This is a genomic window from Micromonospora sp. AKA38, from assembly GCF_027925725.1.
Taxonomy (GTDB): Bacteria; Actinomycetota; Actinomycetes; order Mycobacteriales; family Micromonosporaceae; genus Micromonospora.
Genome location: NZ_BNEI01000002.1, coordinates 219,515 through 244,761 on the forward strand (window position 1 = coordinate 219,515; position 25,247 = coordinate 244,761).

Annotated in this window: 23 protein-coding genes; 18 read left to right on the forward strand and 5 right to left on the reverse strand. The window is 72.4% G+C overall.

Features of this window, described 5'->3' with window-relative positions:
• The first annotated feature begins 34 nt into the window (after window positions 1-34).
• The 3 genes from TPA0908_RS04515 to TPA0908_RS04525 all read left to right on the forward strand — a co-directional run bounded on the left by TPA0908_RS04515 (window position 35) and on the right by TPA0908_RS04525 (window position 2,783).
• Window positions 35-469 carry a DUF6234 family protein gene (locus tag TPA0908_RS04515; RefSeq protein ID WP_281934936.1) on the forward strand — a complete coding sequence of 145 codons (435 nt, stop codon included), beginning with the start codon at window positions 35-37 and terminating at the stop codon, window positions 467-469.
• A gap of 101 nt (window positions 470-570) precedes the next feature.
• Entirely contained in the window at window positions 571-2,436 is a 1,866-nt protein-coding gene (locus TPA0908_RS04520; protein ID WP_281934938.1) for a hypothetical protein, read from the forward strand.
• A gap of 59 nt (window positions 2,437-2,495) precedes the next feature.
• Window positions 2,496-2,783 (forward strand): tetratricopeptide repeat protein, encoded by a 288-nt coding sequence (locus tag TPA0908_RS04525; protein ID WP_281934939.1) that lies wholly within the window; start codon window positions 2,496-2,498, stop codon window positions 2,781-2,783.
• On the opposite strand, the gene TPA0908_RS04530 is transcribed toward TPA0908_RS04525, so the two are convergent.
• Entirely contained in the window at window positions 2,784-3,155 is a 372-nt protein-coding gene (locus TPA0908_RS04530) for a YciI family protein (protein WP_281934940.1), read from the reverse strand.
• Window positions 3,156-3,524: 369 nt separating this feature from the next.
• Here TPA0908_RS04530 and rox point away from each other — a divergent pair, with 369 nt between their 5' ends.
• Window positions 3,525-4,973: a rifampin monooxygenase gene (gene rox / locus TPA0908_RS04535; RefSeq protein WP_281934941.1), complete on the forward strand. Its 1,449-nt coding sequence runs from the start codon at window positions 3,525-3,527 to the stop codon at window positions 4,971-4,973.
• A gap of 123 nt (window positions 4,974-5,096) precedes the next feature.
• Window positions 5,097-6,062: a phosphotransferase enzyme family protein gene (locus TPA0908_RS04540; RefSeq protein ID WP_281934943.1), complete on the forward strand. Its 966-nt coding sequence runs from the start codon at window positions 5,097-5,099 to the stop codon at window positions 6,060-6,062.
• 25 nt (window positions 6,063-6,087) lie between these two features.
• Here TPA0908_RS04540 and TPA0908_RS04545 read toward each other — a convergent pair whose 3' ends face one another.
• Window positions 6,088-7,551, reverse strand: a complete 1,464-nt coding sequence (locus TPA0908_RS04545) for a multicopper oxidase family protein (RefSeq protein ID WP_281934945.1) — start codon at window positions 7,549-7,551, stop codon at window positions 6,088-6,090.
• A 303-nt stretch (window positions 7,552-7,854) separates the two neighbouring features.
• Here TPA0908_RS04545 and ppk2 point away from each other — a divergent pair, with 303 nt between their 5' ends.
• Entirely contained in the window at window positions 7,855-8,766 is a 912-nt protein-coding gene (gene ppk2, locus TPA0908_RS04550; protein WP_281934947.1) for a polyphosphate kinase 2, read from the forward strand.
• Between the two features lie 12 nt (window positions 8,767-8,778).
• Here the strand turns inward: ppk2 and TPA0908_RS04555 are convergent, their stop codons facing one another.
• Window positions 8,779-9,168 carry a hypothetical protein gene (locus tag TPA0908_RS04555; protein WP_281934949.1) on the reverse strand — a complete coding sequence of 130 codons (390 nt, stop codon included), beginning with the start codon at window positions 9,166-9,168 and terminating at the stop codon, window positions 8,779-8,781.
• Window positions 9,169-9,197: 29 nt separating this feature from the next.
• Between TPA0908_RS04555 and TPA0908_RS04560 the strand changes: the two genes are divergently transcribed.
• From TPA0908_RS04560 to TPA0908_RS04575, 4 genes are all read left to right on the forward strand, one after another.
• Complete coding sequence (locus tag TPA0908_RS04560; protein WP_281934950.1) at window positions 9,198-9,995, forward strand: methyltransferase; 798 nt, start codon at window positions 9,198-9,200, stop codon at window positions 9,993-9,995.
• Between the two features lie 205 nt (window positions 9,996-10,200).
• Window positions 10,201-11,433, forward strand: a complete 1,233-nt coding sequence (locus TPA0908_RS04565) for a sensor histidine kinase (protein WP_281934951.1) — start codon at window positions 10,201-10,203, stop codon at window positions 11,431-11,433.
• A 13-nt stretch (window positions 11,434-11,446) separates the two neighbouring features.
• Window positions 11,447-12,112 (forward strand): response regulator, encoded by a 666-nt coding sequence (locus TPA0908_RS04570; protein WP_281934952.1) that lies wholly within the window; start codon window positions 11,447-11,449, stop codon window positions 12,110-12,112.
• A gap of 156 nt (window positions 12,113-12,268) precedes the next feature.
• On the forward strand, window positions 12,269-12,799 hold the full coding sequence (locus TPA0908_RS04575) for a hypothetical protein (RefSeq protein WP_281934954.1): 531 nt from the start codon (window positions 12,269-12,271) through the stop codon (window positions 12,797-12,799).
• A 202-nt stretch (window positions 12,800-13,001) separates the two neighbouring features.
• On the opposite strand, the gene TPA0908_RS04580 is transcribed toward TPA0908_RS04575, so the two are convergent.
• Complete coding sequence (locus tag TPA0908_RS04580) at window positions 13,002-13,283, reverse strand: effector-associated domain 2-containing protein (RefSeq protein ID WP_281934956.1); 282 nt, start codon at window positions 13,281-13,283, stop codon at window positions 13,002-13,004.
• A 578-nt stretch (window positions 13,284-13,861) separates the two neighbouring features.
• Here TPA0908_RS04580 and TPA0908_RS04585 point away from each other — a divergent pair.
• From TPA0908_RS04585 to TPA0908_RS04600, 4 genes are all read left to right on the forward strand, one after another.
• Window positions 13,862-15,070 (forward strand): cellulose binding domain-containing protein, encoded by a 1,209-nt coding sequence (locus TPA0908_RS04585; RefSeq protein ID WP_281934957.1) that lies wholly within the window; start codon window positions 13,862-13,864, stop codon window positions 15,068-15,070.
• Window positions 15,055-15,423: a hypothetical protein gene (locus tag TPA0908_RS04590; RefSeq protein ID WP_281934958.1), complete on the forward strand. Its 369-nt coding sequence runs from the start codon at window positions 15,055-15,057 to the stop codon at window positions 15,421-15,423. Before TPA0908_RS04585 ends, TPA0908_RS04590 begins: the two co-directional genes overlap by 16 nt.
• 78 nt (window positions 15,424-15,501) lie before the next feature.
• Window positions 15,502-16,332, forward strand: coding sequence for a M23 family metallopeptidase (locus TPA0908_RS04595; protein ID WP_281934959.1), 831 nt, complete (start codon window positions 15,502-15,504; stop codon window positions 16,330-16,332).
• Between the two features lie 106 nt (window positions 16,333-16,438).
• Window positions 16,439-18,982, forward strand: coding sequence for a tetratricopeptide repeat protein (locus tag TPA0908_RS04600; protein WP_281934960.1), 2,544 nt, complete (start codon window positions 16,439-16,441; stop codon window positions 18,980-18,982).
• 109 nt (window positions 18,983-19,091) lie between these two features.
• On the opposite strand, the gene zwf is transcribed toward TPA0908_RS04600, so the two are convergent.
• On the reverse strand, window positions 19,092-20,585 hold the full coding sequence (zwf, locus tag TPA0908_RS04605) for a glucose-6-phosphate dehydrogenase (protein ID WP_281934962.1): 1,494 nt from the start codon (window positions 20,583-20,585) through the stop codon (window positions 19,092-19,094).
• 409 nt (window positions 20,586-20,994) lie between these two features.
• On the opposite strand from zwf, the gene TPA0908_RS04610 reads away from it, so the two are divergent.
• The 4 genes from TPA0908_RS04610 to TPA0908_RS04625 all read left to right on the forward strand — a co-directional run bounded on the left by TPA0908_RS04610 (window position 20,995) and on the right by TPA0908_RS04625 (window position 25,237).
• Window positions 20,995-21,699 (forward strand): tryptophan 2,3-dioxygenase family protein, encoded by a 705-nt coding sequence (locus tag TPA0908_RS04610; protein WP_281934964.1) that lies wholly within the window; start codon window positions 20,995-20,997, stop codon window positions 21,697-21,699.
• 69 nt (window positions 21,700-21,768) lie between these two features.
• A complete protein-coding gene (locus TPA0908_RS04615) occupies window positions 21,769-23,037 on the forward strand; it encodes a tryptophan 2,3-dioxygenase family protein (protein WP_308447811.1) in 1,269 nt (422 codons plus the stop codon).
• On the forward strand, window positions 23,034-24,209 hold the full coding sequence (locus TPA0908_RS04620) for an aminotransferase class V-fold PLP-dependent enzyme (protein WP_281934968.1): 1,176 nt from the start codon (window positions 23,034-23,036) through the stop codon (window positions 24,207-24,209). The genes TPA0908_RS04615 and TPA0908_RS04620 overlap by 4 nt, the downstream gene beginning before the upstream one ends.
• Entirely contained in the window at window positions 24,206-25,237 is a 1,032-nt protein-coding gene (locus TPA0908_RS04625) for a methyltransferase (RefSeq protein ID WP_281934970.1), read from the forward strand. Before TPA0908_RS04620 ends, TPA0908_RS04625 begins: the two co-directional genes overlap by 4 nt.
• Window positions 25,238-25,247: the final 10 nt, after the last annotated feature.

Here is a 25,247-nt window from a genome sequence, read left to right on the forward strand (position 1 = left end):
GCCCGCCACATCGACCTCGGCCACGCTGGACCGCATGACGTCTGCCACCACCGCCACCGCCCGCCGGGGCGGACCGATCGTCGGGCTGCTTGTCGTGCTCTGGGTCTGCGGGCTGATCGCGACGGCCACCTGGTGGGTGGGCATCGGCCTGCGGCAGTGGTCGGTCAGCTACGGCGACGCCCCGGGTGAGGTCGCGGACCTGCGCCACCGGGCGACGCTTGCCCTGCTGACCTTCGTCCTGGTGGCGGTCGCCGGGCCCGTTCTCGTCGCGCTGGTGGCGTACCACCTGCGACTGGTCCGTACCGCGATCGTCTTCCTGGTGCTCGCCGTCGGGCTCGCCGTGCCCGCCCTGCCGATCGCCGTGCACGCCGCCCGGGACCTGAACCCGGCGCCGGCCCCGACCACGCCCGGCCCGCCGGGACACTGCATGGAGCACAGCGGTGGTGACACCCGCTGCCCGGGCGGTTGACCACCCTCCCGACAGTCGGCAACAAATCTAGGAATCTCGATCTATGGAAGTGGGTAGAGGCGGGGTCCCGGGCGGTGCGCCCGGGACCGATCGGAGGTTCGATGCGCAGACCCCGCACGCTCCTGCTGCCGGCCGCCACCATGGTGATCACCCTGGGCACCGGGCTGCTGCCCGCCCTGGCCCAGCCGGCCGTGGACCACACCCCCGCCGACGCCGTCGACGAGCGCACCTGCATCCGCACCATCGAGGGGGTGGACTGGTTCTTCGATCCGTGCGTCGCACCGGACGAGCCGTTGCCGCCCGACGTGCGGACCGGCATCGAGGAGGACCGGCAGGCCCGGTGCGGGCCGACCGGCGCGCCCTCGACGACGCCACTCGCGGTCGCCCTGACGGCGACGCCCTCGGCTTCCTCGACCGCGACCGTCGCCCCGACCAGCGTTCCGACCTCCACCGGCAGCGCGGGTCCGGGTCCGAGCGGATCGGTCGACCCGTCCGCCTCGGCGGTGTCGCCGAGACCGTGCCCGGTCACCCCGAGCCCCACCGTGCCGGCGTCCGGCCCGCCGTCGTCACCCGGCACGACCACGTCCGCCACGCCGCCGACCACCGCCGCGCCATCCAGCAGCACCGTGACGCCCAGCGCCACCGTGCCGCCCAGCGCCTCGGTCCCGCCCAGCGCCACCGCGCCACCCAGCAGCAGCGCACCGCCCAGCACCGCGCCGCCCAGCAGCACCGTGCCGCCCAGCGCCACCGTGCCGCCCTCGGGGAGTCCGTCACCGCCTGCCGGCGGCTGCGCGGCGACCGGCGGCACCGCGCCCACCGACAGCCGACTCCCCGAAGCGGAGAAGGACCGGCTCTGCCCACCGAACCGGAATCCGGCCGCGCCCGCGGTGCTGGTGGCAACCGGCGACTCCGTCACCTCGGCGCACATCCAGGCGAAACACCACCACGAACCCAAGAAGTGCGCCGTCAACCAGAACACCCAGGCGGACCAGCGCGGCCTGCCCGGCAACGACATGACGTCGAGCTACGCGGGCAGGTACGTGACCGCGCTCAACCAGGACGTGGTGGAGTACTACAACTTCGCGCGCACCGGCATGGGCACCGGCGACATCCTCGGCGCGCCGGCGACCTATCCGGACGCCTGCGAGAACCTCTGGTCGCGCACGTCGCCGCCGATAGCGCTGGCCGAGGCGGCCGTGGCCAAGGCCAAACAGGATCGGCGCAAGGCGTACTTCGTCACCACCGGCGGGATCAACAACACCAACTGGACCCAGGTGGCCCAGGGCATCGCGATGTGCGGCATGGCCGAGTTGATGCGGACGGAGATGGTCAAGTACTTCATCCGGAACAACCTCCCGCTCAACGCGGTGATGCGCTGGTACGACACGACCGGCAAGCAGGTCGGCCGGGACGACGTCATCAAGGGCGGGGCGTGCCAGGTGGTGCTCCAGGAGAACGTCAACGCCGGCAACGAGAAGGAGGTGACGATCGACCGGCTCCGGTTCGTGGTGCCCGCCTTCGACGGACCGGCCAACTACGCGAAGATCACCGCGGACGTCAACGCGATCACGACCCGGATGGTCCGCGCCGGGGCGGACAAGGTCGTCTGGATGGGCTACTACGACATCACGCCGGCGAAGGTGGCGCTGGGTTCGTTCGCCCAGACGTACGTGCAGAACACGAAGTTGCCCGACCCGGTCAAGGGCGCGCTGCCGAACATCCCCGACGTCGAGGTGGACCTCGTGACGCAGCCGGCGTGGAAGACACAGGTCCAGGCCTGGACGAAGGACGTCAACAACGCCATCCGGGCGAGCATCCTGCCCGCCGACCCGATCGTCCGTTTCCAGCCGGCGCCGGCCCTCACCTCCGACAAGATCCAGAAGAAGTTGATCGGTGGGTGCCCGCACCCCAACCTGCCCGGGCACGACGAGTTGGCCAAGGCACTGGACGCCGCGATCAAGGCGTAGGCCGCACGGAACCGGGCCGGTACGCGGATCGCGTACCGGCCCGGTCACCGGGATCGGGCGTGGCGCCCTGGGACAGTCTCGGCCTCATCTACGACCGGCTCGGCCACCACCGTCGGGCGGCCCGGTGCTACGGCCGGGCGCTGACGCTCTACCAGCGCATCGGTGACCGGTACGACGAGGCGGACACCCTGACCCGGCTCGGTGACTGCCGGCACTCCGCCGGTGACCGGGCCGGCGCGCACCGCACCTGGCGCCGGGCCCTGGTCATCCTCGACGGCCTCGGCCACTCGGACGTCGACCGGGTCCGCGAGCGGCTGGGCCGGGCTGCGCCGGGCGAGCCCGGGTGATCAGTCGTCCTGGTGGCGGCGGAGCATCTTCTCCGTCTCCGGGTCGTAGTGGAGTTCCCGCACCTCCTGCGGGCACCGGCAGGCGTCGGCGATCCGGGCCGCCCAGGCCAGCCCCTCCTCGCGGGTCTCCGCGTCGACGATCACGAACCCGCCGAGGAACCTCGCGGCCTCCGGGTCGGGGCCCTCGGTGACCGTCCCGTCCGCGGCCACGACGCTCGCCCGCTGGCGTTCGACCCCGATGCCGAACACGTACGCGCCGGCCTTCACGGCGTCCTCCATCACCGCGTGCGAGGCCTTGTCCACGTCTGCCATCTCCTCGGCGGGGATGTGGTCCATCGCGCCGTCTTCGAACGAGATCAGGTACCGCTTCATGCCATGACTCCCTTGTCCCGGGCGACTCTCTCCGGTCACCCCTCCCCTGTCCCTACCCAAACAGGACGATCAGATATCGACGCCCGTACCGGAAGATTCTCCATCAGGTTTCCCTGTCCCGCTCACCGACCGTGGTGCCGGCACCACCCGAACGTGAGTGTCGGCACCGCCGACCCGACCGCGGGAAAAAGGACTGGACCGGGCGACACCCGGGCTTGTAGCTTGCGGCTGACCGTGACCCGGCCCGAGGAGGTGAGACCCATGAACCGTATCGATGTGGGTGCTCCGCCTCCGGTCCCGGTCGGGCGATCGACGTAGGTGTCGCCGGGAGCGCCCTCGCCACCACGGCGCTTCCCGAAAGGCAACACCATGTTCGATGTGATCATCGCCGGCTGCGGGCCGGTCGGCGCGATGCTGGCCGCCGAACTACGGCTGCACGACGTCCGGGTGCTCGTCCTGGACAAGGAGACCGAGCCGACGTCGTTCGCCCGCATCGTCGGTCTGCACATCCGCAGCATCGAGCTGCTGGCCATGCGCGGGCTGCTGGCGCGCGTGCTCGAACGCGGGCGACGGCGTCCGGCCCGCGGTTTCTTCGCCGCCATCGACAAGCCCGCGCCGGAGGGCCTGGACTCCGCGTACGCCTATCTGCTGGGAATCCCGCAGCCGGTCCTCGTCCACCTGCTCGAAGAGCACGCGGTCGCGCGGGGTGCGCAGGTCCGGCGGGGTTGTGCGGTGGCCGGCCTCGCGCAGGACGACGACGGGGTGACCGTCGAGCTGGCCGACGGGCAACGGCTGCGCACGCGCTACCTCGTCGGCTGCGACGGTGGGCGCAGCACGGTGCGCAAGCTGCTCGGCGTCGGCTTCCCCGGCGAGCCCGCGCGGTCCGAGACGTTGCTGGGCGAGATGGCCGTGGGCGTGTCGCCCGAGGAGATCGCCGCCCGGGTGGCCGAGGTCCGGGAAACCGACAGGCGGTTCCTGGTGGGGCCCGTCGGCGTCGGGATCTACCGCGTCATCGTCCCCGTTCCGGGCGTCAGCGACCGCGCGACGCCGCCGACGCTTGAGGACTTCCGACGCCAGCTCCGCGTGGTCGCCGGCACCGACTTCGGGGTGCACTCCCCGCGTTGGATGTCCCGCTTCGGGGACGCCACCCGGCTCGCGGAACGCTACCGCGTCGGTCGGGTGCTGCTGGCCGGCGACGCGGCCCACATCCATCCGCCGATCGGCGGGCAGGGCCTCAACCTCGGCCTCCAGGACGCGTTCAACCTCGGGTGGAAGCTGGCCGCGCAGGTCCGGGGCTGGGCGCCTGACACGCTGCTCGACACCTACCAGGCCGAACGCCACCCGGTCGCCGCAGACGTGCTGGACAACACGCGCGCCCAGATGGAACTGCTGTCCACCGGGCCGGGCCCACGAGCCGTCCGCCGGCTGCTCACCGAACTGATGGACATCGACGAGGTGAACCGCCGCCTGATCGAGAAGATCACCGCGATCGACGTCCGCTACGACCTCGGTGAGGGACCCGACCTGCTCGGCCGCCGCCTGCCCGAGGTCGACGTGCGGCAGGGCCGCCTCTACGACCTGCTGCACCACGGCCGCGGTCTGCTGCTGGACCGCACCGGCCGGCTGACCGTCGACGGGTGGTCGGACCGGGTCGACCACCTCGGGGATCCCACCGCGACGCTGGACGCCCCGGGCGTGCTGCTCCGCCCGGACGGCCACGTCGCCTGGGTCGGCGACGACCAGCGGGACCTGGACAGGCACCTGTCCCGCTGGTTCGGCGAGCCACACGCACAGGCCCCGAGCGCCCCGCCGGCCTGAGCGTCGGCCGCCCCGGCCCCGACGTACCCCGGGGACCGGACGTGACCGACGTCCGGTCCCCGGACCGCCCGCGTACCGGCGAATGCGCTTGCCGGGCGGACGCCGGCCTGTCACGCTCCGTCCATGATCGACAAGCCCGACGTCGACGAACGGTCGCTGGCGGCGGAGGTGGCCGCCGCCTGGGCGCTGGACGTCTCCGCTCTCGTCTTCCTGCCGGTCGGCCTCGACGGCCGGGCCTGGGCCTACCGGGTGGACACGGTCGACGGCGGGCGCTGGTTCCTGAAGCTCCGGCTCGGCGAGTTCACGCCGGCGGCCGTCCGGCTGCCCGGCCTGCTCCGGGCCCGGGGCATCCGGCAGGTGGTCGCGCCGATCGACCGGCCCGACGGCGGCACCCGGCACGCCTTCGGGGACCACCACCTGCTGCTCTACCCGTTCCACGACGGCGGGAGCCGGTGGGAGCGCGGCCTCACGGACCAGCAGTGGATCGAGTACGGCGAGTTCCTGGGTCGCCTGCACACGATCACGCCGACCGCCGGGATCGCCGGCCTCCTGCCGGCCGAGACCTACCGGTCGAGCGCCGGCGAAAGGCTGCGGACGCTGGGCCGGCAGGCGGCGGCGAGCGCCTCCCTCGGCGCGTTCTGGCACCGGTACGGCGACGCGCTGCACCGGTTGTCGGCGACCGTCGACGAGCTGGCCGCCCGGATGACGCCGGCCCGGCACGTCGTCTGCCACGCCGACATCCACCCCGGCAACCTGATCGCCGACGGCGACGGCCCGCTGCACGTCGTGGACTGGGACGCGCCGGTGCTCGCGCCGCGCGAGCGGGACCTGACGTTCGTCCTCAGCGGTGACTTCGGGGACCATCCGATCGACGCGCGCCGCGCGGAACTGTTCCGCCGGGGCTACGGGCCGTGGGAACCGGACCGGACCAGGCTGAGCTACTACCGCGCCGAGCGGCACCTCGACGACGTCGCCGCGTTCCTCGCCGGCATTCTCGCCCCCGGGGCCAGCGCCGAGTCCCGCGCCAACGACAGGCACTGGCTCACCCGCATCGCCGAGACGGTCGCCGACCCCGGTTACGCGCCCTGATCTGCTGCCTGCTGTCCGGGACGGATCAGACGATCCTGAGGTTGGCCATCATGCCCATCGCGCTGTGGTCGACCATGTGGCAGTGATAGGGGTAGACGCCACGCCAGGTGTCGAACGTCGCCTGCAACCGCACGCTCTGCCCGGGCCAGACGATCACGGTGTCCTTCAGCCCGGACTCGGTGGGATCGGCCGGCGCGCCGTTGCGGTCGAGCACCCGGAACTGCACCAGGTGCATGTGGAAGTTGTGCGGCATGACCAGGTTGGCGTTGGTCACCGTCCACTCCTCGGTGCTGCCCCAGGCGATGGTGGTGTCGATCCGGGCCGGGTCGAAGACCTTCCCGTCGATGTACGCCTGATGCCCACCGGAACCCGCCTCGTCCATCCGCAGCTCGATGCTGCGGCGCACGGTCGGCGTGGGCAGCGGCGGCAGCGTACGCAGCCGCTGCGGCACCGACGTGCGGTCCGGGCCCTTCGCCGGTACGACGTCGAAGCGCATCACCTGACCCACCTGCTCGGCCGGACCGGGCCCCATCAGGTTCTGCAGCACCACCGAGGTGCCCGGCTGGTAGCGGGCGAAGTCGACCACCACGTCGAGCCGCTCACCCGGTGAGAGCAGCACGTACGGCATGGTGACCGGCGCCTCCAGCAGGCCGCCGTCGGAGCCGATCACCGTGATGTCCCCGCCGTCGGCGAGCCGCAGCAGATAGAACCGCAGGTTGCTGGCGTTGACCAGGCGCAGGCGGTAGCGGCGGGCCTGCACCTCGAAGCGCGGCCACGGCCGTCCGTTGACCAGCAGGGTGGTGCGGTTGTCGGCGTCGTCCATGGTCCAGACCAACTGGGCGTTGGCATCCAGGTGCGCGTCGCGCAGCACCAGCGGGACGTCGAACCGGCCCCGGGGCAGCGGCAGCGCCGCCTCGGTGCGGTCGGTGAGCAGGTAGAGGCTGGCCAGGCCCCGGTAGAGGTGCTCGGCCTCCATGTGGTGGGTGTGGTCGTGCATCCAGAGCGTGGCGTGCGCCTGCCGGTTCGGGTAGGTGTAGACCCGCTCGCCGCCCGGCGGGATCGTGGCGTCGCCCGAGCCGTCGTCCTCGGGGGCGGTGGCGCCGCCGTGCAGGTGCACCGCCGTGGGCATGGTCAGCCGATTCCGCTGGCGGACCACCACCCGCCGACCCGAGGTGGCGTGGATCGTGGGGCCGGGCAGGTCGCCGTTGTAGGTGTACACCTCGGTGCGCGTGCCGGGCAGGATCTCCAGTCGCCGCCGGTGCATGGTGACCGAGTAGTAGTCGGTGGTGGCGGTCCGCAGCACCGGGCGCAGGGTCTGCGGCACCGTCAACGGCACGGTGAACGGCGTCACGGGCGTGGCCGTCGGCGCGGCGGTCCCGGCCGTGGCGGGAGCCGCGCCCCACTGCCCGGCCAGACCGGCCAGGCCACCGGTCGCCCCGACGATGCCCGACGCCGCGCCGAGGCGCAGCAGTTGACGACGAGTGGACAAGGCAGTTCCTTCCCCGAAGGTGCGCGAGAGGTGCCGGCAGCCGCGGTCGGCTGGTGGGCCGGGCGGTCGTCGCAGGCACGATGATCCCGGTGAATCCGTCGGGAGGAGACCCCTATCGACCGCACATCCGCAACCGGCCGCCCCCTTAGCGCGTCCCCGCGCCCCTGGTCGCGGCCGGGTCTCCCCGCGACGCCGGGGCCGAAACCATCACGGGTCACCGGTTCCGCCGGGCAACCTGAGCACCACCTGGGAGTTGTGGTCCGACCGCATCGAGGCAGGCGCGGCGGGGTAGGTACGACCGGTATGGCCGACACCGCGCTGCTCGACCTCGCCGCCGACTACCAGGTACACGACGGATACGACGACGACCCGGTCCTGCTGCTGCCCGACGGCAGCCCGGTGGAGACCTGGCGCGACGGCTACCCGTACGACGAGCGTCTCAACCGGGAGGAGTACGACCACCAGAAGCGGTTGCTCCAGATCGAGCTGCTCAAGTTGCAGGACTGGGTCAAGGACACCGGCGAGCGGTTGGTGATCCTCTTCGAGGGCCGAGACGCCGCCGGCAAGGGCGGCACGATCAAGCGCTTCATGGAGCATCTCAACCCGCGCGGCGCGAGCGTGGTCGCGCTGGAGAAGCCGGACGAGCGTGAGGCCGGCCAGTGGTACTTCCAGCGTTGGCTGGCGCATCTGCCGGCGGCCGGGGAGATCGTGCTGTTCGACCGGTCCTGGTACAACCGGGCCGGCGTGGAGCGGGTGATGGGCTTCTGTTCCCGTAAGGAGTACCTGGAGTTCCTGCGGCAGGCCCCGGACCTGGAACGGATGCTGGTCCGTTCCGGCATCCGCCTGGTCAAGTTCTGGTTCTCGGTGTCCCGCAACGAGCAGCGCACCCGGTTCGTCATCCGCAAGGTCGACCCGGTGCGTCAGTGGAAGCTCTCGCCGATGGATCTCGCCTCACTCGACCGCTGGGACGACTACACCGAGGCCAAGGAGGCGATGTTCTTCTGGACCGACACCGCGGACGCGCCGTGGACGGTGGTGAAGAGCAACGACAAGAAGCGGGCCCGGCTGGAGGCGATGCGCCACGTGCTGCACCGCTTCGACTACGCCGACAAGGACGAGGCCGTGGTCGGCACGCCGGATCCGCGCATCATCGGGCCGGCCGGGCTCGACCTGGACCCGGAGGACCAGCCGGTGCCGATCTTCCCCCGCCCCTGACGCCCGGGCCGGTCAGTCGGTGCCGATGATCCTCCCGCCCAGCCCGGACCGGGACGTGGGCTGACCGACCAGCTCGACGAGCACCTCGTCGCGGCGGCCGTCACCGGACACGGCGGTGACGGCGTCGGTGAACGCGGAGACGAGTTGCGCGACGACCCGGGCCGAATGCGGGCGCGCGAACACTTCTTCGCGCATGCCGAAGGTGACCGAGCCGCCAACGGCGGACTGCACCTGCCGCAGCCGCTGCTCGACGTGTACGGGCCGGTCGCCCTGGCGGCGTTGGCGCTGGGCGGGCCGGTGACGGCGCTGCTCGGAGCGCTGCTGCCGGCCGGGTGGGCAGCCCGGACCGCGACCGCCCTGCGCACCGAACAGCGCGAGTTTCGCCCCCGGTCGCGCTGACACCGCGCCCGGCCGGCGGGAGGATGGGGGGCATGGGTTCCCCGGATCACCGCTACCTGCTCGACAACGCCCGGGTCGAGGCGGGTGAGCGGTTCACCTGGCTGGCCGAGCTGTTCGACGGGGTCACGCGTGGGCACTTCGACCGGCTCGGGGTGGGGCCGGGCTGGCGCTGCTGGGAGGTCGGCGCCGGCGGCCCCAGCATTCCCGAGGCGCTGGCCACGGCCGTCGGGCCGACCGGTCACGTGCTGGCCACGGATCTCGATCCGGCCTGGCTGGACCCGCACGGCCGGTACGAGGTACGCCGGCACGACATCGTCGCGGACCCGCCGCCGCAGCCCGGCACGTTCGACCTGGTGCACGCGCGGCTCGTGCTCGTCCACCTGCCCGACCGGGCCCGGGCGGTGGCGACGATGACGGCGGCGCTGCGGCCCGGCGGATGGCTGGTGGTGGAGGACGCCGACACCGAGTTGCAGCCACTGGCCTGCCTCGACGAGGTCGGCCCGGCGCAGCGGCGCGCCAACCGGCTGCGCCGGGCCGTCCGGGAGTTGCTGACCCGCCGCGGCGCCGATCTGCGCTTCGGCCGTACGCTGCCGCAGGCGTTGCGGGCGGCGGGCCTGGTCGAGGTGACGGCCGCCGGTTGCTTCCCGATCGGCGGCGTGGCCTGCGACCGGCTGGAGGCCGCGACGGTGCGCATGGTCCGTGGCGAACTGCTCGCCGCGGGGCTGGCCGACGACGTCGAGATCGACGCCCACCTGGCCGCCGTCGAGGCCGGCGAACTCGACCTCACCCTCGCGCCGCTGATCTCGGCGTGGGGACGCCGTCCAGGCTGAGCGGTCGGCCGCACGCCGTTGGCCGGCGAGGACGAGCGCGAGGACGTCCGCGTCGGCCGGCGAACGCCGAGAAACCTCTGCGGATCGGGGCCGCGACGCCCGCCGCCCGAGCGTCGTTCGGAGTCGGTCGGGTACGACCAGCGTGGTAGCCGAACGCCCGTCCCGGGTTGACGACACCGTGCCGCGACTGGACTAGCGTGCGCCCATGGCCGCTCAAGCGACGCCCTGGCCAACGCGCCTGCGAAACCTCGGCCGTCGCTGTCCGTTGCTGGTGGACGGCCTGCTGGCCGGTGCCACGCTGGCCGTCAGCCTCGTCCTCGGCAGCCACCCGCCGCCGGCCGGGATGCGTCCGACGGACCTCACCGGATATGCGCTGACCTGCCTGCTCGGCGCGCTGCTCGTGGCGCGGCAGCGGGCGCCGGTGACCGTCCTGCTGCTGTACTGCGCCGTCTGGGTCGGCTACATCCACCTCGGATACTGGCCGGTCGTGAACAGTCCTGGACTGCTGCTGGTGCTCTACACCGTCGGCGCCAGACGGCCGGCCTGGACGACGGTTCCGGCGGCCGGGCTGACCGTGGCCGTCTGGACGTACGCCGGACCGGAGTCGCCGCTGATCGCCGCCGTGCAGGGGGTGGTGTGGAGTGCCGTGGTCCTCTGGGTCGGCCACGGCGCCCGGCAGTTGGCCGTCCGGAACCGGCAGCTCGCCGGGTTGACCATCCAACTGCGGCACGAGCAGGAGCAACGCGCCCACCGTGCGGTGGTCGAGGAACGGTTGCGCCTGGCCCGGGAGCTGCACGACGTGGTGGCCCACCACCTGTCGGTCGTCTCGGTGCAGGCGGGTCTCGCCCGCTACGTGCTCTCCTCCGATCCCGACACCGCCGACCGTGCGCTGGCCACCGTCCTGGACACCAGCGGGGAGGCGCTGGAGGAGCTGCGCCGGCTGCTGACCGTGCTGCGGCTGAGCCCGGACGACAAACCGGCGGACGCCGGGGCGTACGCGCCGGCCCCGGGCCTGGCCCAGCTCGACGACCTGGTGAACCGGATGCGGGCGGCCGGGGTCCCGATCACGGTCACCGTCACCGGGCGGCCCCGACCGCTGCCGCCCGGCGCCGACCTCTGCGCGTACCGGGTCGTCCAGGAGGGCCTGACCAACGTCCTCAAGCACGCCGCCCCGGCGTCGTCGACGATCGACCTGCGCTACGACAGCGACCGGTTTGTCGCGCGGGTGTCCGACGACGGCCGGCGGGCGGCCACGGCGACGGGGGCCGCCACGTCCGCCGGCCACGGTCTGCTCGGGATGCGGGAGCGCGCCAAGCTGTACGGCGGGTCGCTCGCCGCGGGCCCGCGCCCCGGCGGCGGCTTCGAGGTCGTCCTGACGATGCCCGTCCCGGGGACAATGGGAGACCAGCGCCGTGCACCGGCCGACCGGGACGGGTGACGGCGGGAAGGGCATGCCATGCGTCGTCGACGACCAGGTGCTCATCCGCGCCGGCCTCGCGGCGCTCATCAACGCCGCTCCCGGGTTCGAGGTGGTGGGCCAGGCGGCCGACGGTCACGAGGCGGTGGAGCAGGCCCGGGCCGGCCGGCCGGACGTCGTCCTGATGGACATCCGGATGCCGGGGCTCGACGGCGTTCGGGCCACCGAGCAGATCCTCGCGGCGGCCGCCGGGTCCCCGCCCCGCGTCCTCATCCTCACCACCTTCGACCTGGACGAGTACGTCTACGCGGCGCTTCGCGTCGGGGCCAGCGGCTTCCTGCTCAAGGAGACCCCACCGCACCGGCTGCTCGCCGCGATCCAGGCCGTCGCCGAGGGGGAACACATGTTCGCGCCCACGGTGACCCGGCGCCTCATCGAGACGTACACCCGGGGCGGGCCGGTCGGTCCGGAGCCACCGTCGGACCTGTGCCCGCTGACAGCCCGGGAGACCGAGGTGCTCCGGCTGGTCGCCAAGGGGATGACCAACACCGAGATCGCCGACGACCTCGTGCTCAGCGAGGCGACGGTCAAGACGCACCTGAACCGGACCATGACCAAGCTCAACCTGCGCAGCCGCGCCCAAGCCGTGGTGATCGCGTACGAGTGCGGACTGGTCGCGCCACGGCGCGAACCGGGGTGATGACCCTGAGGAGGCAGGACACCGGGCGGGAGTACCGCCCAGGTTGACCGCAAACCTCATTTCGCCGTACGACGCGACCGGCATCGGCTCTGCGTACTTTCGGTGACACGGCGGTCGCGCACCGCGTCCGCGAATTACCGAGAGGTTGGAGGAGCCATGAAGGCTGTCGGTTTCCGGCGTTCCGGAATGCTCATGGGATTGTTGGCGGCGGGAGTGGCGTTGGTCGGGGCGACGACCCTGTCGTCGCCGGCCCAGGCTGAGCCCGTCCAGCTCACCCAGCCCGCCCGAGTCGCCGCCACGACGACCGTCGAGGTCCAGGCGTCGGGCCCGGGGACCACCTACCAGAGTTCCAACGGTTGGTGCCACTACACCAACTGGGGCGGGTCCTTCTACTGTCAGAGCCAGTACAACCACACGCTTCCCAACGGCTACCACCAGGTCTTCGTGATCGGGACCAACAAGCAGGTCTACTCGCGGTGGCAGTCCAGTTCGGGGGTCAGCGGCTGGGTTTCCCTGGGCGGCACGTGCATCAAGCCGGGGCACCACTCCGTCGACATGTGGGAAGTGAACGGTCGGCAATTCACCATCGCCTGCGTGGGAAGCGACGGTTGGGGCTACCTCAAGACCCGGAACAGCAACGGAACCTGGACGAAGTGGAATGGTCCATACAACCTGATCTGGAACTGAACCGCCACGCCCCGGCCCCGCCCCTGTCGAGGGCGGGGCCGGGGCCTGCTTCTCGACGCTGCGCCCTCACCGGACCTCCGTGAGGGCGCAGCGCCTTGCGGGAGCGGGCCGTCAACCCCACCCCCGGGCCGTTCCCGTCCCCGGCCCTTCCGCCGGTGCGGTGAAACTCCGACCGGCACCACCGGCGGGTCCACGCTCCCGCTCATCGGCGCTCCGACGGCTGGTGCAGACCCGCGTCCGTCAGCGCCTCGATCACGTCGGCGGCCGTCGGATGGTCGCCGACGAGCGTCTCCAGGGCGGAGGCGAGGAAGTTCCCCGGCGCCAGGTGCCGGCAGTGCTCGAAACTCCGCACCAGGGAGAACAGCTCCACCCGGGCAGCGGTGTCGCGCCGTAGCTGGTGCACGATCACCGGCGGCAGGAGATCGTAGATCTGTTCGCGGAAGGCCGGCTCGGTCGTCCGCGGGACGGCGAGCAACCGATCCACCAGCACGCGGTACCGGTCGCGGTCACACGGGCCGACAGCGGCGCCGGGGGCAGCCGGTCGCCGGCGGGTCGCGGTGCCGGAACCCCGGTCACCGCGAGAGCCTCCGTCAGATGGCGTTCCAGGGCCCGACTCGACGAGCAGCACGTCAACGCGCTCTCCTCCGGCGGCGGAGACGTGGACACGATCGCTCAACTTCTCGCCGTCGAGCGGAGCTGGCGTCTCCTGCAGTTTCGCGCCCTAGGCGGGGGTCTGGGCGGGCAGTGGACCCGCCACTGGGCGTACGTGGCAGGCGGACCTACGGGACGGGTGGGCGGTGGCCGCAACGCCGCTGGTGTTCCTCGGCTGGGGAGTGGCCCTGGGCGTCACCACCACCGGCTACGCCATGGCCACCCGCGACTCACGGCGCGCGAGTCCCGACAGTCGGGCATCATATTGACACTTATCGCTGCCGCTGTGACAGTGACCGCATCCCGTTCCCGCCCGCGCGCATCTGGATGACCCAGGTCGGTCGAGGCGCGAGCGGCCAACCGCCACCGGCCACCACAGGCAGTGCCGTGGCGACATCCGCGGGAGTACGCATGAGACGGACATCGAAGATCTGGGCGGGGCTTGCGGCCGTCGTCCTTCCCGTCACCGCGGTGGTCATGGTGCTCGGCGGGACACCGGCCGACGCCGCGGTGGGTGGTTCCGGCCCCTATCCCGCCGACTACGAGACCTCGACCACCCTGGCCAACCACACCATCTTCCGGCCCCAGACGCTCCCGTCCGAACGCCTTCCCATCCTCGTGTGGGGCAACGGCGGCTGCTCGGCCAACGGCCTCTCCCAGGGCAACTTCCTCCGCGAGATCGCCTCCCACGGCTTCCTCGCCATCGCCAGCGGGGCGCCGAACGGGTCCGGCTCCACCACCTCCCAGCTGCTCACCCAGTCCATCGACTGGGCCGTCGCGGAGAACTCCCGATCGGGCAGCAAGTACTACAACCGGCTCGATACGTCGAAGATCGCGGTCGCCGGTTTTTCCTGTGGCGGGCTGGAGGCGTACGCCGTCTCCGCCGACCCGAGGGTCACCACGACCGGCATCTTCAGCAGCGGTCTGTTGAACGATGCCGATGACTACCAGCTCAGGCGGTTGACCAAGCCGATCGCCTACTTCGTCGGCGGGCCCAGCGACATCGCCTACCCGAATGCCATGGACGACTGGGGCAAGCTGCCGGCCGGGCTGCCCGCGTTCATGGGCAATCTCAACGTCGGGCACGGCGGCACCTACGACCAGCCCAACGGCGGCGAGTTCGGCCGGGTGGCCGTGCTCTACCTCAAGTGGCGCCTCAAGGGTGACACCACCGCCGGGCGCAACTTCGTCGGCGCCGACTGCGGCCTGTGCCACAGCCCGTGGACCGTCCAGCAGAAGAACCTGACGCTCGACGACGGCCCGCCGCCCACCAGCCCGCCCCCCACCGAACCCCCGCCCACCACTCCCCCGCCCGGCGGTGGGACCCCCGTCTGCACCGCGGTCTACTCCGTCCAGGACCAGTGGAGCAGCGGATTCGTCGCCAGCGTCAACGTCACCGCCGGTAGCACCGCCCTCACCGGCTGGCGGGTGACGCTCACCCTGGCCGGCGGAGCATCGATCACCTCGCTGTGGAACGGCGTCGCCAACGGCGCCAGCGGGACGGTCACCGTCGCGAACCAGAGCTACAACGGACAACTGGCCGCCGGCCAGTCCACCAGCTTCGGGTTCCAGGGCAGCGGAACCGGCGGGGGAGCCACCGCCACGTGCGTCGGAAGCTGACGCCCGACGACGCCGTACCGGTCCGGAGCCACGCCCGGACCGGTACGAGGTGCGCCGGCACGACATCGTCGCGGACCCGCCGCGGCGCCGATCTGCGCTTCGGCCGTACGCTGCCGCGGGCGTTGCGGGCGGCGGGCCTGGTCGACGTGACGGCCGCCGGTTGCTTCCCGATCGGCGGCGTGGCCTGCGACCGGCTGGAGGCCGCGACGGTGCGCATGGTCCGTGGCGAACTGCTCGCCGCGGGGCTGGCCGACGACGTCGAGATCGACGCCCACCTGGCCGCCGTCGAGGCCGGCGAACTCGACCTCACCCTCGCGCCACTGATCTCGGCGTGGGGACGCCGTCCAGGCTGAGCGGTCGGCGGGGGCTCGCCGGCCGGCGCGCGCCGCGAAGCCCTTGCCCTTCGCCGGGGGCAGCCTTAGGTTGCATTGATGATCCTCAGTGGGGAGCCTCGTTCCGGCCCGCCTCGGGACGCCGGCCACGACGCGCCGCGACCGGAGGATCTCGACGGCATCGCCTACCTGCGAGGGCTCTCGAGGCGGGGGTTCCTCACCGGCGCCGCGCTGGCCGCGTCCGGGGTGTCGGCCGCCTTCGCGCTGCTGCCCGGCGCCGCCCGGGCCGCGGGCAGCTATCAGCGGCCCTGCGGGAACGTCCGGATCTCCAGTTCCTGGCAGGACCACCGGAACCGGACCCCGCCCTCGGCCGAGCCGGGCACCGACTACGCGGTGGCCACCGGCACTCCGGTCGTGGCCGCGGCGAACGGCACGATCCGCCTCGTGAAGACCGACACCTCCACCGCGACCGGACGCGTCGTGGGGATGGCCCACGACGACGGCAACTACACCCGACACCTGCACCTGTCGAGGATCGCCGTCTCCACCGGGCAACGCGTGTCGCGGGGCCAGACGATCGCCTACTCCGGCGCGTCGGCGAACGGCAGCGACCAGGGTGTCGGGCCGCACGTGCACACGAGTCTCTGGCTGAACACCGGCAGCCCGACGAATTTCGGCGCCACCACGGATTTCGAGAACCACGTCGGAGACGGGGGCAACCCCAACCCGCCGGACCAGGAGGCAGACGAAGTGTTCATCGCGAATGTGAGAGGCAACTGGTACCTCGTGGTCCCGCAGGGCTCCGGCAAGCCGCGGGCGGTGGTCCTCGGCGGCGACAGCAACGCCGCCGCGTCCGGCCTGCCCGTGCTGAACTTCACCTGGGACCCGTCGATCAACGCGCTCCGGGCCGCCGTCGACGGCATCGGCTGACGCCACCCGGCGGGTCACGCCAACCGGCCCGGGAAGGAACGGCGCTCCCCGCCGGGCCGTACCGGGCCACCGTGAGGGCGTTGTGGTCACCGTCGATGATGGTGGGGTGACTCGGGTGTTCCGGCGTCGGCTGCGGCGGCGCGTGGTCGTGCTCGCGGTGGTGGCTGTCGGTTGTGCGCTGGTGGCCGTGTCGGCCTGGTGGTTGCCGGCCGGTTGGTGGTCGCCCCGCCCGGGGTGGACGGGCACCGAACAGGCCGGCTGGATCGCCGGGATCGCGGGCGCGGTGTTCGCGCTGGCGTCGTTGGTCTTCGACCGTCTCGACGCTCGTGGGGCACGTGCCGCGGGGTCGGCCCGGGTGGGTGGGGTGGTCCGGATCGGTCGGGTGCCGCAGCAGGCCGCCTGGTTCCAGGACCGCGAGGCCCGCGTCGATCTGATGCGGGCGGCCCGGACCGGGCGGACCGCGGTGTTGACACAGGTGCTGTCGGGGATGGGTGGTGTCGGCAAGACGCAGTTGGCCGGCCAGTTCGCTCGTCACCTCGACACCAATGGTGAGCTGGACGTGTTGGTCTGGGTCACGGCGTCCAGTCGTGACGCGATCATCGCCGCCTACGCGGAGGCGGCGCGTGCTGTCGGTGTGGCGACCGCCGATCTGGAGCCGGAGACAGCGGCGGGGCGGTTGCTGGTCTGGTTGGAGCGCACCGACCGGCGGTGGCTGGTCGTGTTGGACAACCTCGACGCGCCCGGCGATGCCGCCGGTTGGTGGCCGCCGGCCAACCGTGACGGCCGTACCGTGGTCACCACCCGCCGTCGGGATCCGGTCCTGCACACCGACGGTCGCGTCCTGGTGCCGGTCGACCTGTTCACCCCCGCCGAGGCCGTCGACTATCTCACCCGGGCCACCGGCACCACCGGCGACCAACAGGGCGATGTCGAGGCGTTGGCCGCCGACCTCGGCTATCTGCCGCTGGCGGTCGCGCAGGCCGCGGCGTTCATCCGCGATCGTGGCATCGACGCGGCGGCCTACCGGGACCGACTGGCCGGTCAGCGCCTGGCCGATCTCGCGCCGCCCGACGACGCCCTGCCCGACGACCACCGGGCCACGGTCGCGGCCACCTGGCTGTTGTCCCTGGACGCCGCCGACAACCACCCGCCCCGGGGGTTGGCCCGACCGGTACTGGACCTGGCCGCGCTGCTCGATCCCAACGGGATCCCGGAGGCGGTCTTCACCACCGACGCGGTCGTCGCGCACCTCGGCGCGGTGACCGGCCAGGACGTGGCAGCACCGATGGTGACCGACGCCATGCGTAACCTGCATCGACTCAACCTCGTCACCCAGGACGCCGCCACCGCCGGCGTACGCGTGCATGCCCTGGTGCAACGCGCCACCCGCGACCACGGCGACCCGGCCCGGCTGGGCGCCGCGGCCCGCGCCGCCGCGGACGGGCTGCTCGCCCTCTGGCCGGACATCGACCGGGATCCCAAGTACACGCAGACCCTGCGCGCGAACACCACCACCCTGCGGGCCGGCAGCGGGGACAGCCTGCTGCTCCCCGCCCCCCACGGACTGCTGTTCCGCAGCATCCGAAGCCTCGGCGACACGGGCCAGGTCACCGCCGCCGCCACCGCCCTCGAACAGCTCCTCACCGACTGCCTGCGGGTCCTGGGCCCCGACCACGGCGACACCCTGACCACCCGCCACAACCTCGCCTACTGGCGGGGAGAAGCCGGCGACCCCACCGGCGCCGTGGCCGCCTTCGAACAGCTCCTCACCGACTGCCTGCGGGTCCGGGGACCCGACCACCCCCACACCCTGGACATCCGCCACAACCTCGCCTACTGGCGAGGAGAAGCCGGCGACCCCACCGGCGCCGTCGCCGCCTACGAACAGCTCCTCACCGACCAGCTCCGGGTCCGGGGACCCGACCACCCGCACACCCTGGCCACCCGCGGCCACCTCACCCGCTGGCGGGTGGAAGCCGGCGACACCACCGGCGTCGTCGCCGCCTTCGAACAGCTCCTCACCGACTATCTGCGGGTGCTGGGGCCCGACCACCCCGACACCCTGGCCACCCGCGGCAATCTCTCCTACTGGAGGGGGAAGTCCGGAGACATCGCCGGCGCCGTCGCCGCCTTCGAACAACTCCTCACCGACCAACTCCGGGTGCTGGGGCCCGACCACCCCGACACCCTGATCACCCGCAACGACCTCGCCGGGCGGCGGGGAGAGGCCGGCGACGCCACCGGCGCCGTCACCGCCTACCGGCAGCTCCTCACCGACCAGCTCCGGGTGCTGGGACCCGACCACCCCGCCACGCTGATCACCCGCCACAACCTCGCCCGGTGGCGGGGAGAGGCCGGCGACCCCGCCGGTGCCGTCACCGCCTACCGGCAGCTCCTCACCGACCGGCTCCGGGTGCTGGGACCCGACCACCCGCACACCCTGACGACCCGGCACAACCTCGCCCACTGGCGGGGAGTGGCGGGCGATCCCACCGGCGCCGTCGCCGCGTACGAGCAGCTCCTCACCGACCGGTTCCGGGTCCTGGGAGCGGACCATCCCGACACCGTGAACACCCGCCACAACCTCGCCGGATGGCGGGAGCGAGCCGGCGACCCCACCACCGATGCTTCCCAGGACGACGGGCCGTAGGCCCCGCGCCCGCCACCGCGCGGGCCGGGACGTGCACGTCCCACCCCGGCCCCGCCCGATCGAGGGATGCGGCCGGGGCGTGGCTGGCCGCCCGTCCGTCAGCGCGGAGCTATGCGGAGTTGCGCCATCTGCGGCCGTGCCGGCCGATGAGCCGGTCGGCGTCGGTCGGCCCCCAGGAGGCGGCCTCGTAGGTGGGGATCGGCGTGTCGTCCTTCTCCCAGTTCTCGATGATCGGATCGACGATCCGCCAGCACTGCTGCACCTCGTCGCTGCGGATGAAGAGCGACGCGTCACCGATCAACGCGTCCAGGAGCAGCCGCTCGTACGCCTCCGGGGACTCCTCGACGAACGTCTGGTCGTACGAGAACTCCATGGTGGCGGTGCGGACCCGGAACGAGTGGCCCGGAACCTTCGCGCCGAAGCGCAGCGAGATGCCCTCGTTCGGCTGGATCCGCAGGATCAGCGCGTCAGCTTCGAGGCCGGTGAGCTGGTCGGTCGGGATCGGCAGGTGCGGCGGGCGCTGGAACTGCAACGCCACCTCGGTGAGCCGGGCCGGCAGGCGCTTGCCGGTGCGCACGTAGAACGGCACCCCCGCCCACCGCCAGTTGTCCACGTTGAGCCGCAGCGCGGCATAGGTCTCGGTCCGCGACAGCGGGTCGACGCCTGCCTCCTCGCGGTAGCCGGCCATCAGTTCCTCGCGGGTGCCGCCCCGGGTGTACTGCCCGCGGACCGCGGCCTCGGCGATGTCCCGGTCGGTGGGGAGCCGGATCGCCTGCAGCAGCTTCACCTTCTCGTTGCGCAGGCCCTCGGCCTCGAACGAGGCGGGCGGCTCCATCAGGGCCAGCGCGAGGACCTGGAGCACGTGGTTCTGCACGATGTCCCGCATCGCGCCGGCCTCCTCGTAGAAGCCGCCACGGGTGCCGACGCCAAGGGTCTCCGCGACGGTGATCTGCACGTGGTCGACCCAGGAGCGATCCCAGATCGGCTGGAAGATCGAGTTCGCGAAGCGCAGCGCCAGCACGTTCTGGACGGTGTCCTTGCCCAGGTAGTGGTCGATCCGGAAGACCTGGTGCTCGTCGAACGCGCTGTGCACGACGGCGTCCAGCTCCCGGGCCGTGACCAGGTCGCGCCCGTACGGCTTCTCGATGACCAGGCGGGAGAAGGAGCCCTCACGTGGCCGGTTGAGCCCGACCCCGGCCAGCCCGTTGATCACCGGCTCGAAGGCGCCGGCCGGGGTCGACAGGTAGAAGAGCCGGTTGCCGGACGTACCCCGCTGCGCGTCCAGCTCGTCGAGGGTCTCGACGAGCCGCTTGTAGGTCGCCGGGTCGTCGTAGCCGCCGGCCACGTAGCGTACGCCGCCTCGGAGCTGGCGCTTGTCGGCGAGTTCGCGCCCGCCGAGGGCGCTCTCGGCGAACTGCTCGTCGGTCATCGGCGTACGCGCGACGCCGACCAGCGCGAACTGGTCCGGAAGCCGCTCGTGTCGAGCCAGGCTCTCGACTGCGGGCAGCAGCTTGCGTCGGGTCAGATCACCGGAGGCGCCGAAGATCACCAGCGTGGCCGGCGGGGCACTCCGCTCCTGGATGAGCTGAGATGCGTGGTCCATGGTCTGCGTTCCTCCGGGCACTAGGGGTGTCGGGGTCGGGTGGTGCCGCGCTGCCATGCCTGAGATTGTGCGACTGATGCGGTCGTGCCGGGGCCACGCGACGTTGCTCCCTTGGTCGAGGAACCTGAGCGTCGCATGCCGTCCTGAGGGGCCGGCGGCTCGGTGGCGGGTTCGGTGCGTCGCCGTGGCCCCGCCCCGACGTCCGGCCGCACACCCGCACGCCCTCCACCGGGTTAACGAAAAAGAAACACGCTGGCCACCAATTTCGAGCAGAAACCGCCTGATCCATCGGTCAGCGAAGTGGTCGAATCGAAGTTGACCGAATGCTGGCGCATCGTCTGTCGTCATTGCATAATGGCTCCGCCGCACCGCCACCCCCGGCGTGCCGACGCCGAGTGGAGGGCCATCCTTGAAGCGCGACAAGTCGCCCGTCCTACCCGGGTCCGGCACCACCGACTACGCGCGTTACATGCGCACCGACGTGCTGCTCGGACTGCAACGAAACCCGGACGAGGTCATTCACCGCGATGAGTTGCTGTTCCAGGTGGTGCACCAGTCCAGCGAGCTGTGGTTCAAGCTGGCCGCCGCCGAGGTGACCGAGACGACCGCACGGGTGGCCGTCGGCGACCTGGCCGGGGCAGCGGCACTGCTGGCCCGGGCCACCCTCGCCGTACGCCTGGTCACCGACCAGTTGGAGATGCTGGACCACTTGTCCCCCGCGGACTTCCAGGCGATGCAGCCCGCGCTGGGCAACGGATCCGGCGCCGAGTCGCCGGGCTGGCGGCACGTCCAGGCGGCCAGCCGGAAGCTCGACCGTGCCTTCGCCGACCACCTTGCCGCGCACGGGTCCACCGCGGTGGACCTGCGACCAGGAGACCGCACGGATCCGACAGGCCGGCTCGCCGAGACGATGGTGGAGTGGGACGAGCGGGTGGCGTTGTGGCGGTTCCGGCACTACCAGGTGGCGCTGCGGGTCGGGGGCCATGCTCCGGCGGGCGCGCCGAACAGTTCGGCGACGGTGCTCGCCCGGCTCGTCGAGCACCGGTTCTTCCCGGACCTGTGGCAGGCCCGACTCCACACCCCCGGTGGCAGCCCCGGGACCGACCCGCTCTGACGGCCCGCGTCCGACGCAGGGTCTCCGGTGCACCTGCGTGACAGTCGTCCTCACCCCGAAGGGCTGCCCGTGCGCGAATTGACCAACTGGTTGTCCGGAACGACGGACCCCCACACTTTTCCCTACGCGGCGGTGCTGCGAGAATTCCACCGGGTCGGCAAACACTTCGTCGAGCCGCGACTACTCGAACTGCTCGACGGAGCGCGGCAACGCCTCGCCGCCCCCGAGCGGACCGGGAGCGGTACGGCGCCCGGGCTCCTGGCCGACTTCCTCGACGCCACTCTCGACAAGTGGGACGGGCGATACGACTACCGCAGTTATCTGGCGCTGCGTCTGCTGCGGTTGCCGACCGGCGAGGACGAACCGGTCGCGACCGGAGGCGACGACACCACCACGCGGCGCGACCGGGACCGGCTGTTCGCCAGGCTGGTCGCCGACGCGGTGACGTTCGAGGTCACCGCCGCCCGGGGCGCGGCCGACCTGTTCCCGCTCCGGCGTCCCGCGTGGGCGGTGGTGGCCAAGCGCTGCCGGCTCGGCACCCGGGCCGCCGCTCCCGCGCTGCGGCGCCTCGGCCACCCGACGTGGCCCGACGACACCGCACCGGCTGATGCCGCAGCCGCACTGCACACCGTCGCCGCCACCCTCGATCCCCCGTCGGACCTGTCGCTGCGGTTGAGCATGCTGCCGGTGCACGTGACACACGACGAGTACCTGTTCATCCGGGTGCTGCAGGCCTACGAGTGCCTGTTCGCCGCACTCGTCGACGAACTCGACGCCACCGTCGCCGCGCTTGCCGACCTCCGGCCCACCCCCGCCGCCGACCGACTGGCGTACGCCCGCGACCTGCTCGACGACGCCGGTCCGCTGTTCTCGCTGCTGGCGACCATGCAGCCGGAGTCGTTCCGGACGTTCCGGCAGTACACCGAGGGAGCCAGCGCCATCCAGTCCCGCTCCTACAAGCGGGTGGAGTCGCTCTGCCGGACCCCGCTCCAGGGCCGGCTGGACTCGGTGGCGTACCGGTCGGTTCCGGAGGTGCGGGCGCGGGTCCGGGCCGGCCGGGCGACGATCGACGAGGCGTACCGCGCGGCCGTGCGCGACGGTCGACTCGACGGCCCGGACCGGCGGCTGGTGGCGCGGCGGATGGAGGAGTTCGCCGCCGCCCTGCTCCGGTGGCGGCGCACCCACCACCGCATCGCCACCCGGATGCTCGGGCAGCGTTCCGGCACCGGCTACACCGAGGGCACACCCTACCTGGCGGCGGTCCGGGACGTGCCGGTGTTCACGTCCGTCGACCGCCGGCCCGGCCCGTTCGAACCGGTGGGAGGGCAGCGCGCATGAGCCCACCCGAATCGGGACCCGGCAGCCCGCCACAGTGCCTCGACGAGGCCACGCACGCCGCGCTGCGGGCCGAGTTCCCGGTGCTGCGCACCTGTGTGTACCTGAACAGCAACTCCACCGGCGCGGTGCCGGCCGGGGCGGAGACCGTGCTGCGCGACTACTGGGAGACGCTGCGCACCTGGCGCGACGACGTCTGGCAGGGCTGGCACGTCGGCCTCGACCGGTACGCCCACTCGGTGGCCCGCCTGCTCGGCGCGCCACCGGGCAGCGTGGTCACCGACGGGAACCTCAGCACGCTGCTGGCCCGGGTGGCCTCCTGCTTCGACTACCGCCCACCCCGCGACCGCGTCGTCACCACCGACCTGGAGTACCCGACGGTCCCGTTCATCTTCCGGGCGTTCCGCCGCTACGGCGCCCGGCTCGACGTGGTCGGCGACGGCGGACCCCACCTCGACCAGGACGCCCTGGAAGCCCGTCTCGACGAACGGACGCTGCTGGTGTGCGTGTCGCACGCCAGCTTCACCTCCGGCGCCACGGTCGACCTGGCCCGCCTGGTCGCCCGCGCGCACGACGTCGGCGCGCTCGTCGTCGTCGACGCCTTCCAGACCGTCGGGGTGGTGCCGCTGGACGTCACCGCCCTCGGCGTCGACATCGTGCTCGGCGGCGCGCACAAGTGGCTCTGCGGTGTCGGCACCGCCTTCCTCTACGTCCGGCCGGAACTGGCCTCGACGCTGGAACCGGCGGCCACCGGCTGGCAGGCCGGGGACCGGGCGTTGACGTTCCAGCCGTCCGACGGATGGGCGGCCGGCGCGCAGCGGTTCGCCGGCGGCACGCCGTACCCGCTCACCGCCCTGATCTCGCAGGTCGGCCTCGACCTGCTGGCGGGCATCGGCGCCGACGCGGTCCGGGCGCACTCCCTGGTCCTCACCGGGCGGGTCCTGGACCGGGCCGCGGCGGCCGGGATCCGCGTGGTCAGCCCCACCTCGCCCGAGCGTCGCGGCGGCGTGGTCTGCCTGGACGTCCCCGACGGCGAGGCGGTCAAGCGCCGGCTGGCCGCCCAGGGGCTGATCGGTAGCTGGCGCGGCTACCTGCGGATCGGACCGCACGTCTACAACACCCTCGACGAGGTCGACGCGTTCATGGACGCGCTGACGAAGGAGCTGCCCCGATGACCGTCGCCCTCTCCCCACGGGCGCTGATGAGCCTGCTCGCGAACGGCCCGAAGGCCATGGACGTGCTGGCGACCGCGTTCAACACCGGGCTGCTCGACGCGCTGGAGCCCGGCCCGGCCCGCCTCGACGCGCTCGCCACGCAGTTCCGGATGCGCCCGTTGCGGCTGTACAAGTTCCTCGACTGTCTGGAGAGTCTCGGCCTGCTGACCCGGGAGGCGTCCGGCGACGACATCGGCGACACCACCTACCGGGCCCTGCCCGGGTTGCGGGACGCGGTCGCCGCGGTGGTCGGTCCGGACGCGGTCGAACGGGACCGCGACCGTTACCCGTGGCGGCTGCTGCACGGCCGGCTCACCGAGAGCCTGCGCGGCGAGGTCAGCATCGGCGACGACGACTTCGCCTGGCCGCCCCGGACCGACGCCCAGACCGCCGAGTTCGAGCGCAGCATGGCCGTCGGGCTCGGCCCGGTGCTGGAGAGCGTCGGGCGGCACGCCGACGCGCTCTGGTCGGACCGTCGCCGCCTGCTGGACGTCGGCGGCGGCGACGGCACGCTCGCCGCGCACATCCTGGACAGCGCGCCCCACCTGCGGGCCGACGTCTACAACCTGCCCGCCGTGGCGCCCCTCGTCGCGGCCACCCGCGTCGCCCGCGGCCATCCGGACCGGCTCGGCTTCGTCGGCGGCGACTTCCTGGCCGAACCGCTGCCGCCCGGCTACGACGCGCTGTCCTTCGTGCGCGTCCTGCACGACTGGCCCGACGACGTCGCCCGCCGCCTGCTGGAGCAGGCGTACGCCGCCCTGGAGCCGGGTGGGCTGATCGTGGTCAGCGAGGAGTTCCGCACCCCGGACCGCCTGGCCATGCAGTTCTTCTGGAGCTACTTCCTCATCGGTGTGGACACCTGCGTCAGCCGGCTCCGCGAGACCGACTTCTACACCACGCTGCTCACCGAGATCGGCTTCGCACGAACGGCGGTGCTGCCCGGCACCTGGGAGCTGATCATCGCGTACAAACCGTCCACGGCCGGTTGACGGGCCCGTC

Bases quoted from the DNA above. Each gene is read 5' to 3' on its own strand.
- TPA0908_RS04515 (WP_281934936.1), top strand. From the start codon at position 35: ATGACGTCTGCCACCACCGCCACCGCCCGCCGGGGCGGACCGATCGTC.
- TPA0908_RS04520 (WP_281934938.1), top strand. From the start codon at position 571: ATGCGCAGACCCCGCACGCTCCTGCTGCCGGCCGCCACCATGGTGATC.
- TPA0908_RS04530 (WP_281934940.1), bottom strand. From the start codon at position 3,155: ATGAAGCGGTACCTGATCTCGTTCGAAGACGGCGCGATGGACCACATC.
- rox (WP_281934941.1), top strand. From the start codon at position 3,525: ATGTTCGATGTGATCATCGCCGGCTGCGGGCCGGTCGGCGCGATGCTG.
- TPA0908_RS04540 (WP_281934943.1), top strand. From the start codon at position 5,097: ATGATCGACAAGCCCGACGTCGACGAACGGTCGCTGGCGGCGGAGGTG.
- ppk2 (WP_281934947.1), top strand. From the start codon at position 7,855: ATGGCCGACACCGCGCTGCTCGACCTCGCCGCCGACTACCAGGTACAC.
- TPA0908_RS04560 (WP_281934950.1), top strand. From the start codon at position 9,198: ATGGGTTCCCCGGATCACCGCTACCTGCTCGACAACGCCCGGGTCGAG.
- TPA0908_RS04565 (WP_281934951.1), top strand. From the start codon at position 10,201: ATGGCCGCTCAAGCGACGCCCTGGCCAACGCGCCTGCGAAACCTCGGC.
- TPA0908_RS04570 (WP_281934952.1), top strand. From the start codon at position 11,447: ATGCCATGCGTCGTCGACGACCAGGTGCTCATCCGCGCCGGCCTCGCG.
- TPA0908_RS04575 (WP_281934954.1), top strand. From the start codon at position 12,269: ATGAAGGCTGTCGGTTTCCGGCGTTCCGGAATGCTCATGGGATTGTTG.
- TPA0908_RS04585 (WP_281934957.1), top strand. From the start codon at position 13,862: ATGAGACGGACATCGAAGATCTGGGCGGGGCTTGCGGCCGTCGTCCTT.
- TPA0908_RS04595 (WP_281934959.1), top strand. From the start codon at position 15,502: ATGATCCTCAGTGGGGAGCCTCGTTCCGGCCCGCCTCGGGACGCCGGC.
- zwf (WP_281934962.1), bottom strand. From the start codon at position 20,585: ATGGACCACGCATCTCAGCTCATCCAGGAGCGGAGTGCCCCGCCGGCC.
- TPA0908_RS04620 (WP_281934968.1), top strand. From the start codon at position 23,034: ATGAGCCCACCCGAATCGGGACCCGGCAGCCCGCCACAGTGCCTCGAC.
- TPA0908_RS04625 (WP_281934970.1), top strand. From the start codon at position 24,206: ATGACCGTCGCCCTCTCCCCACGGGCGCTGATGAGCCTGCTCGCGAAC.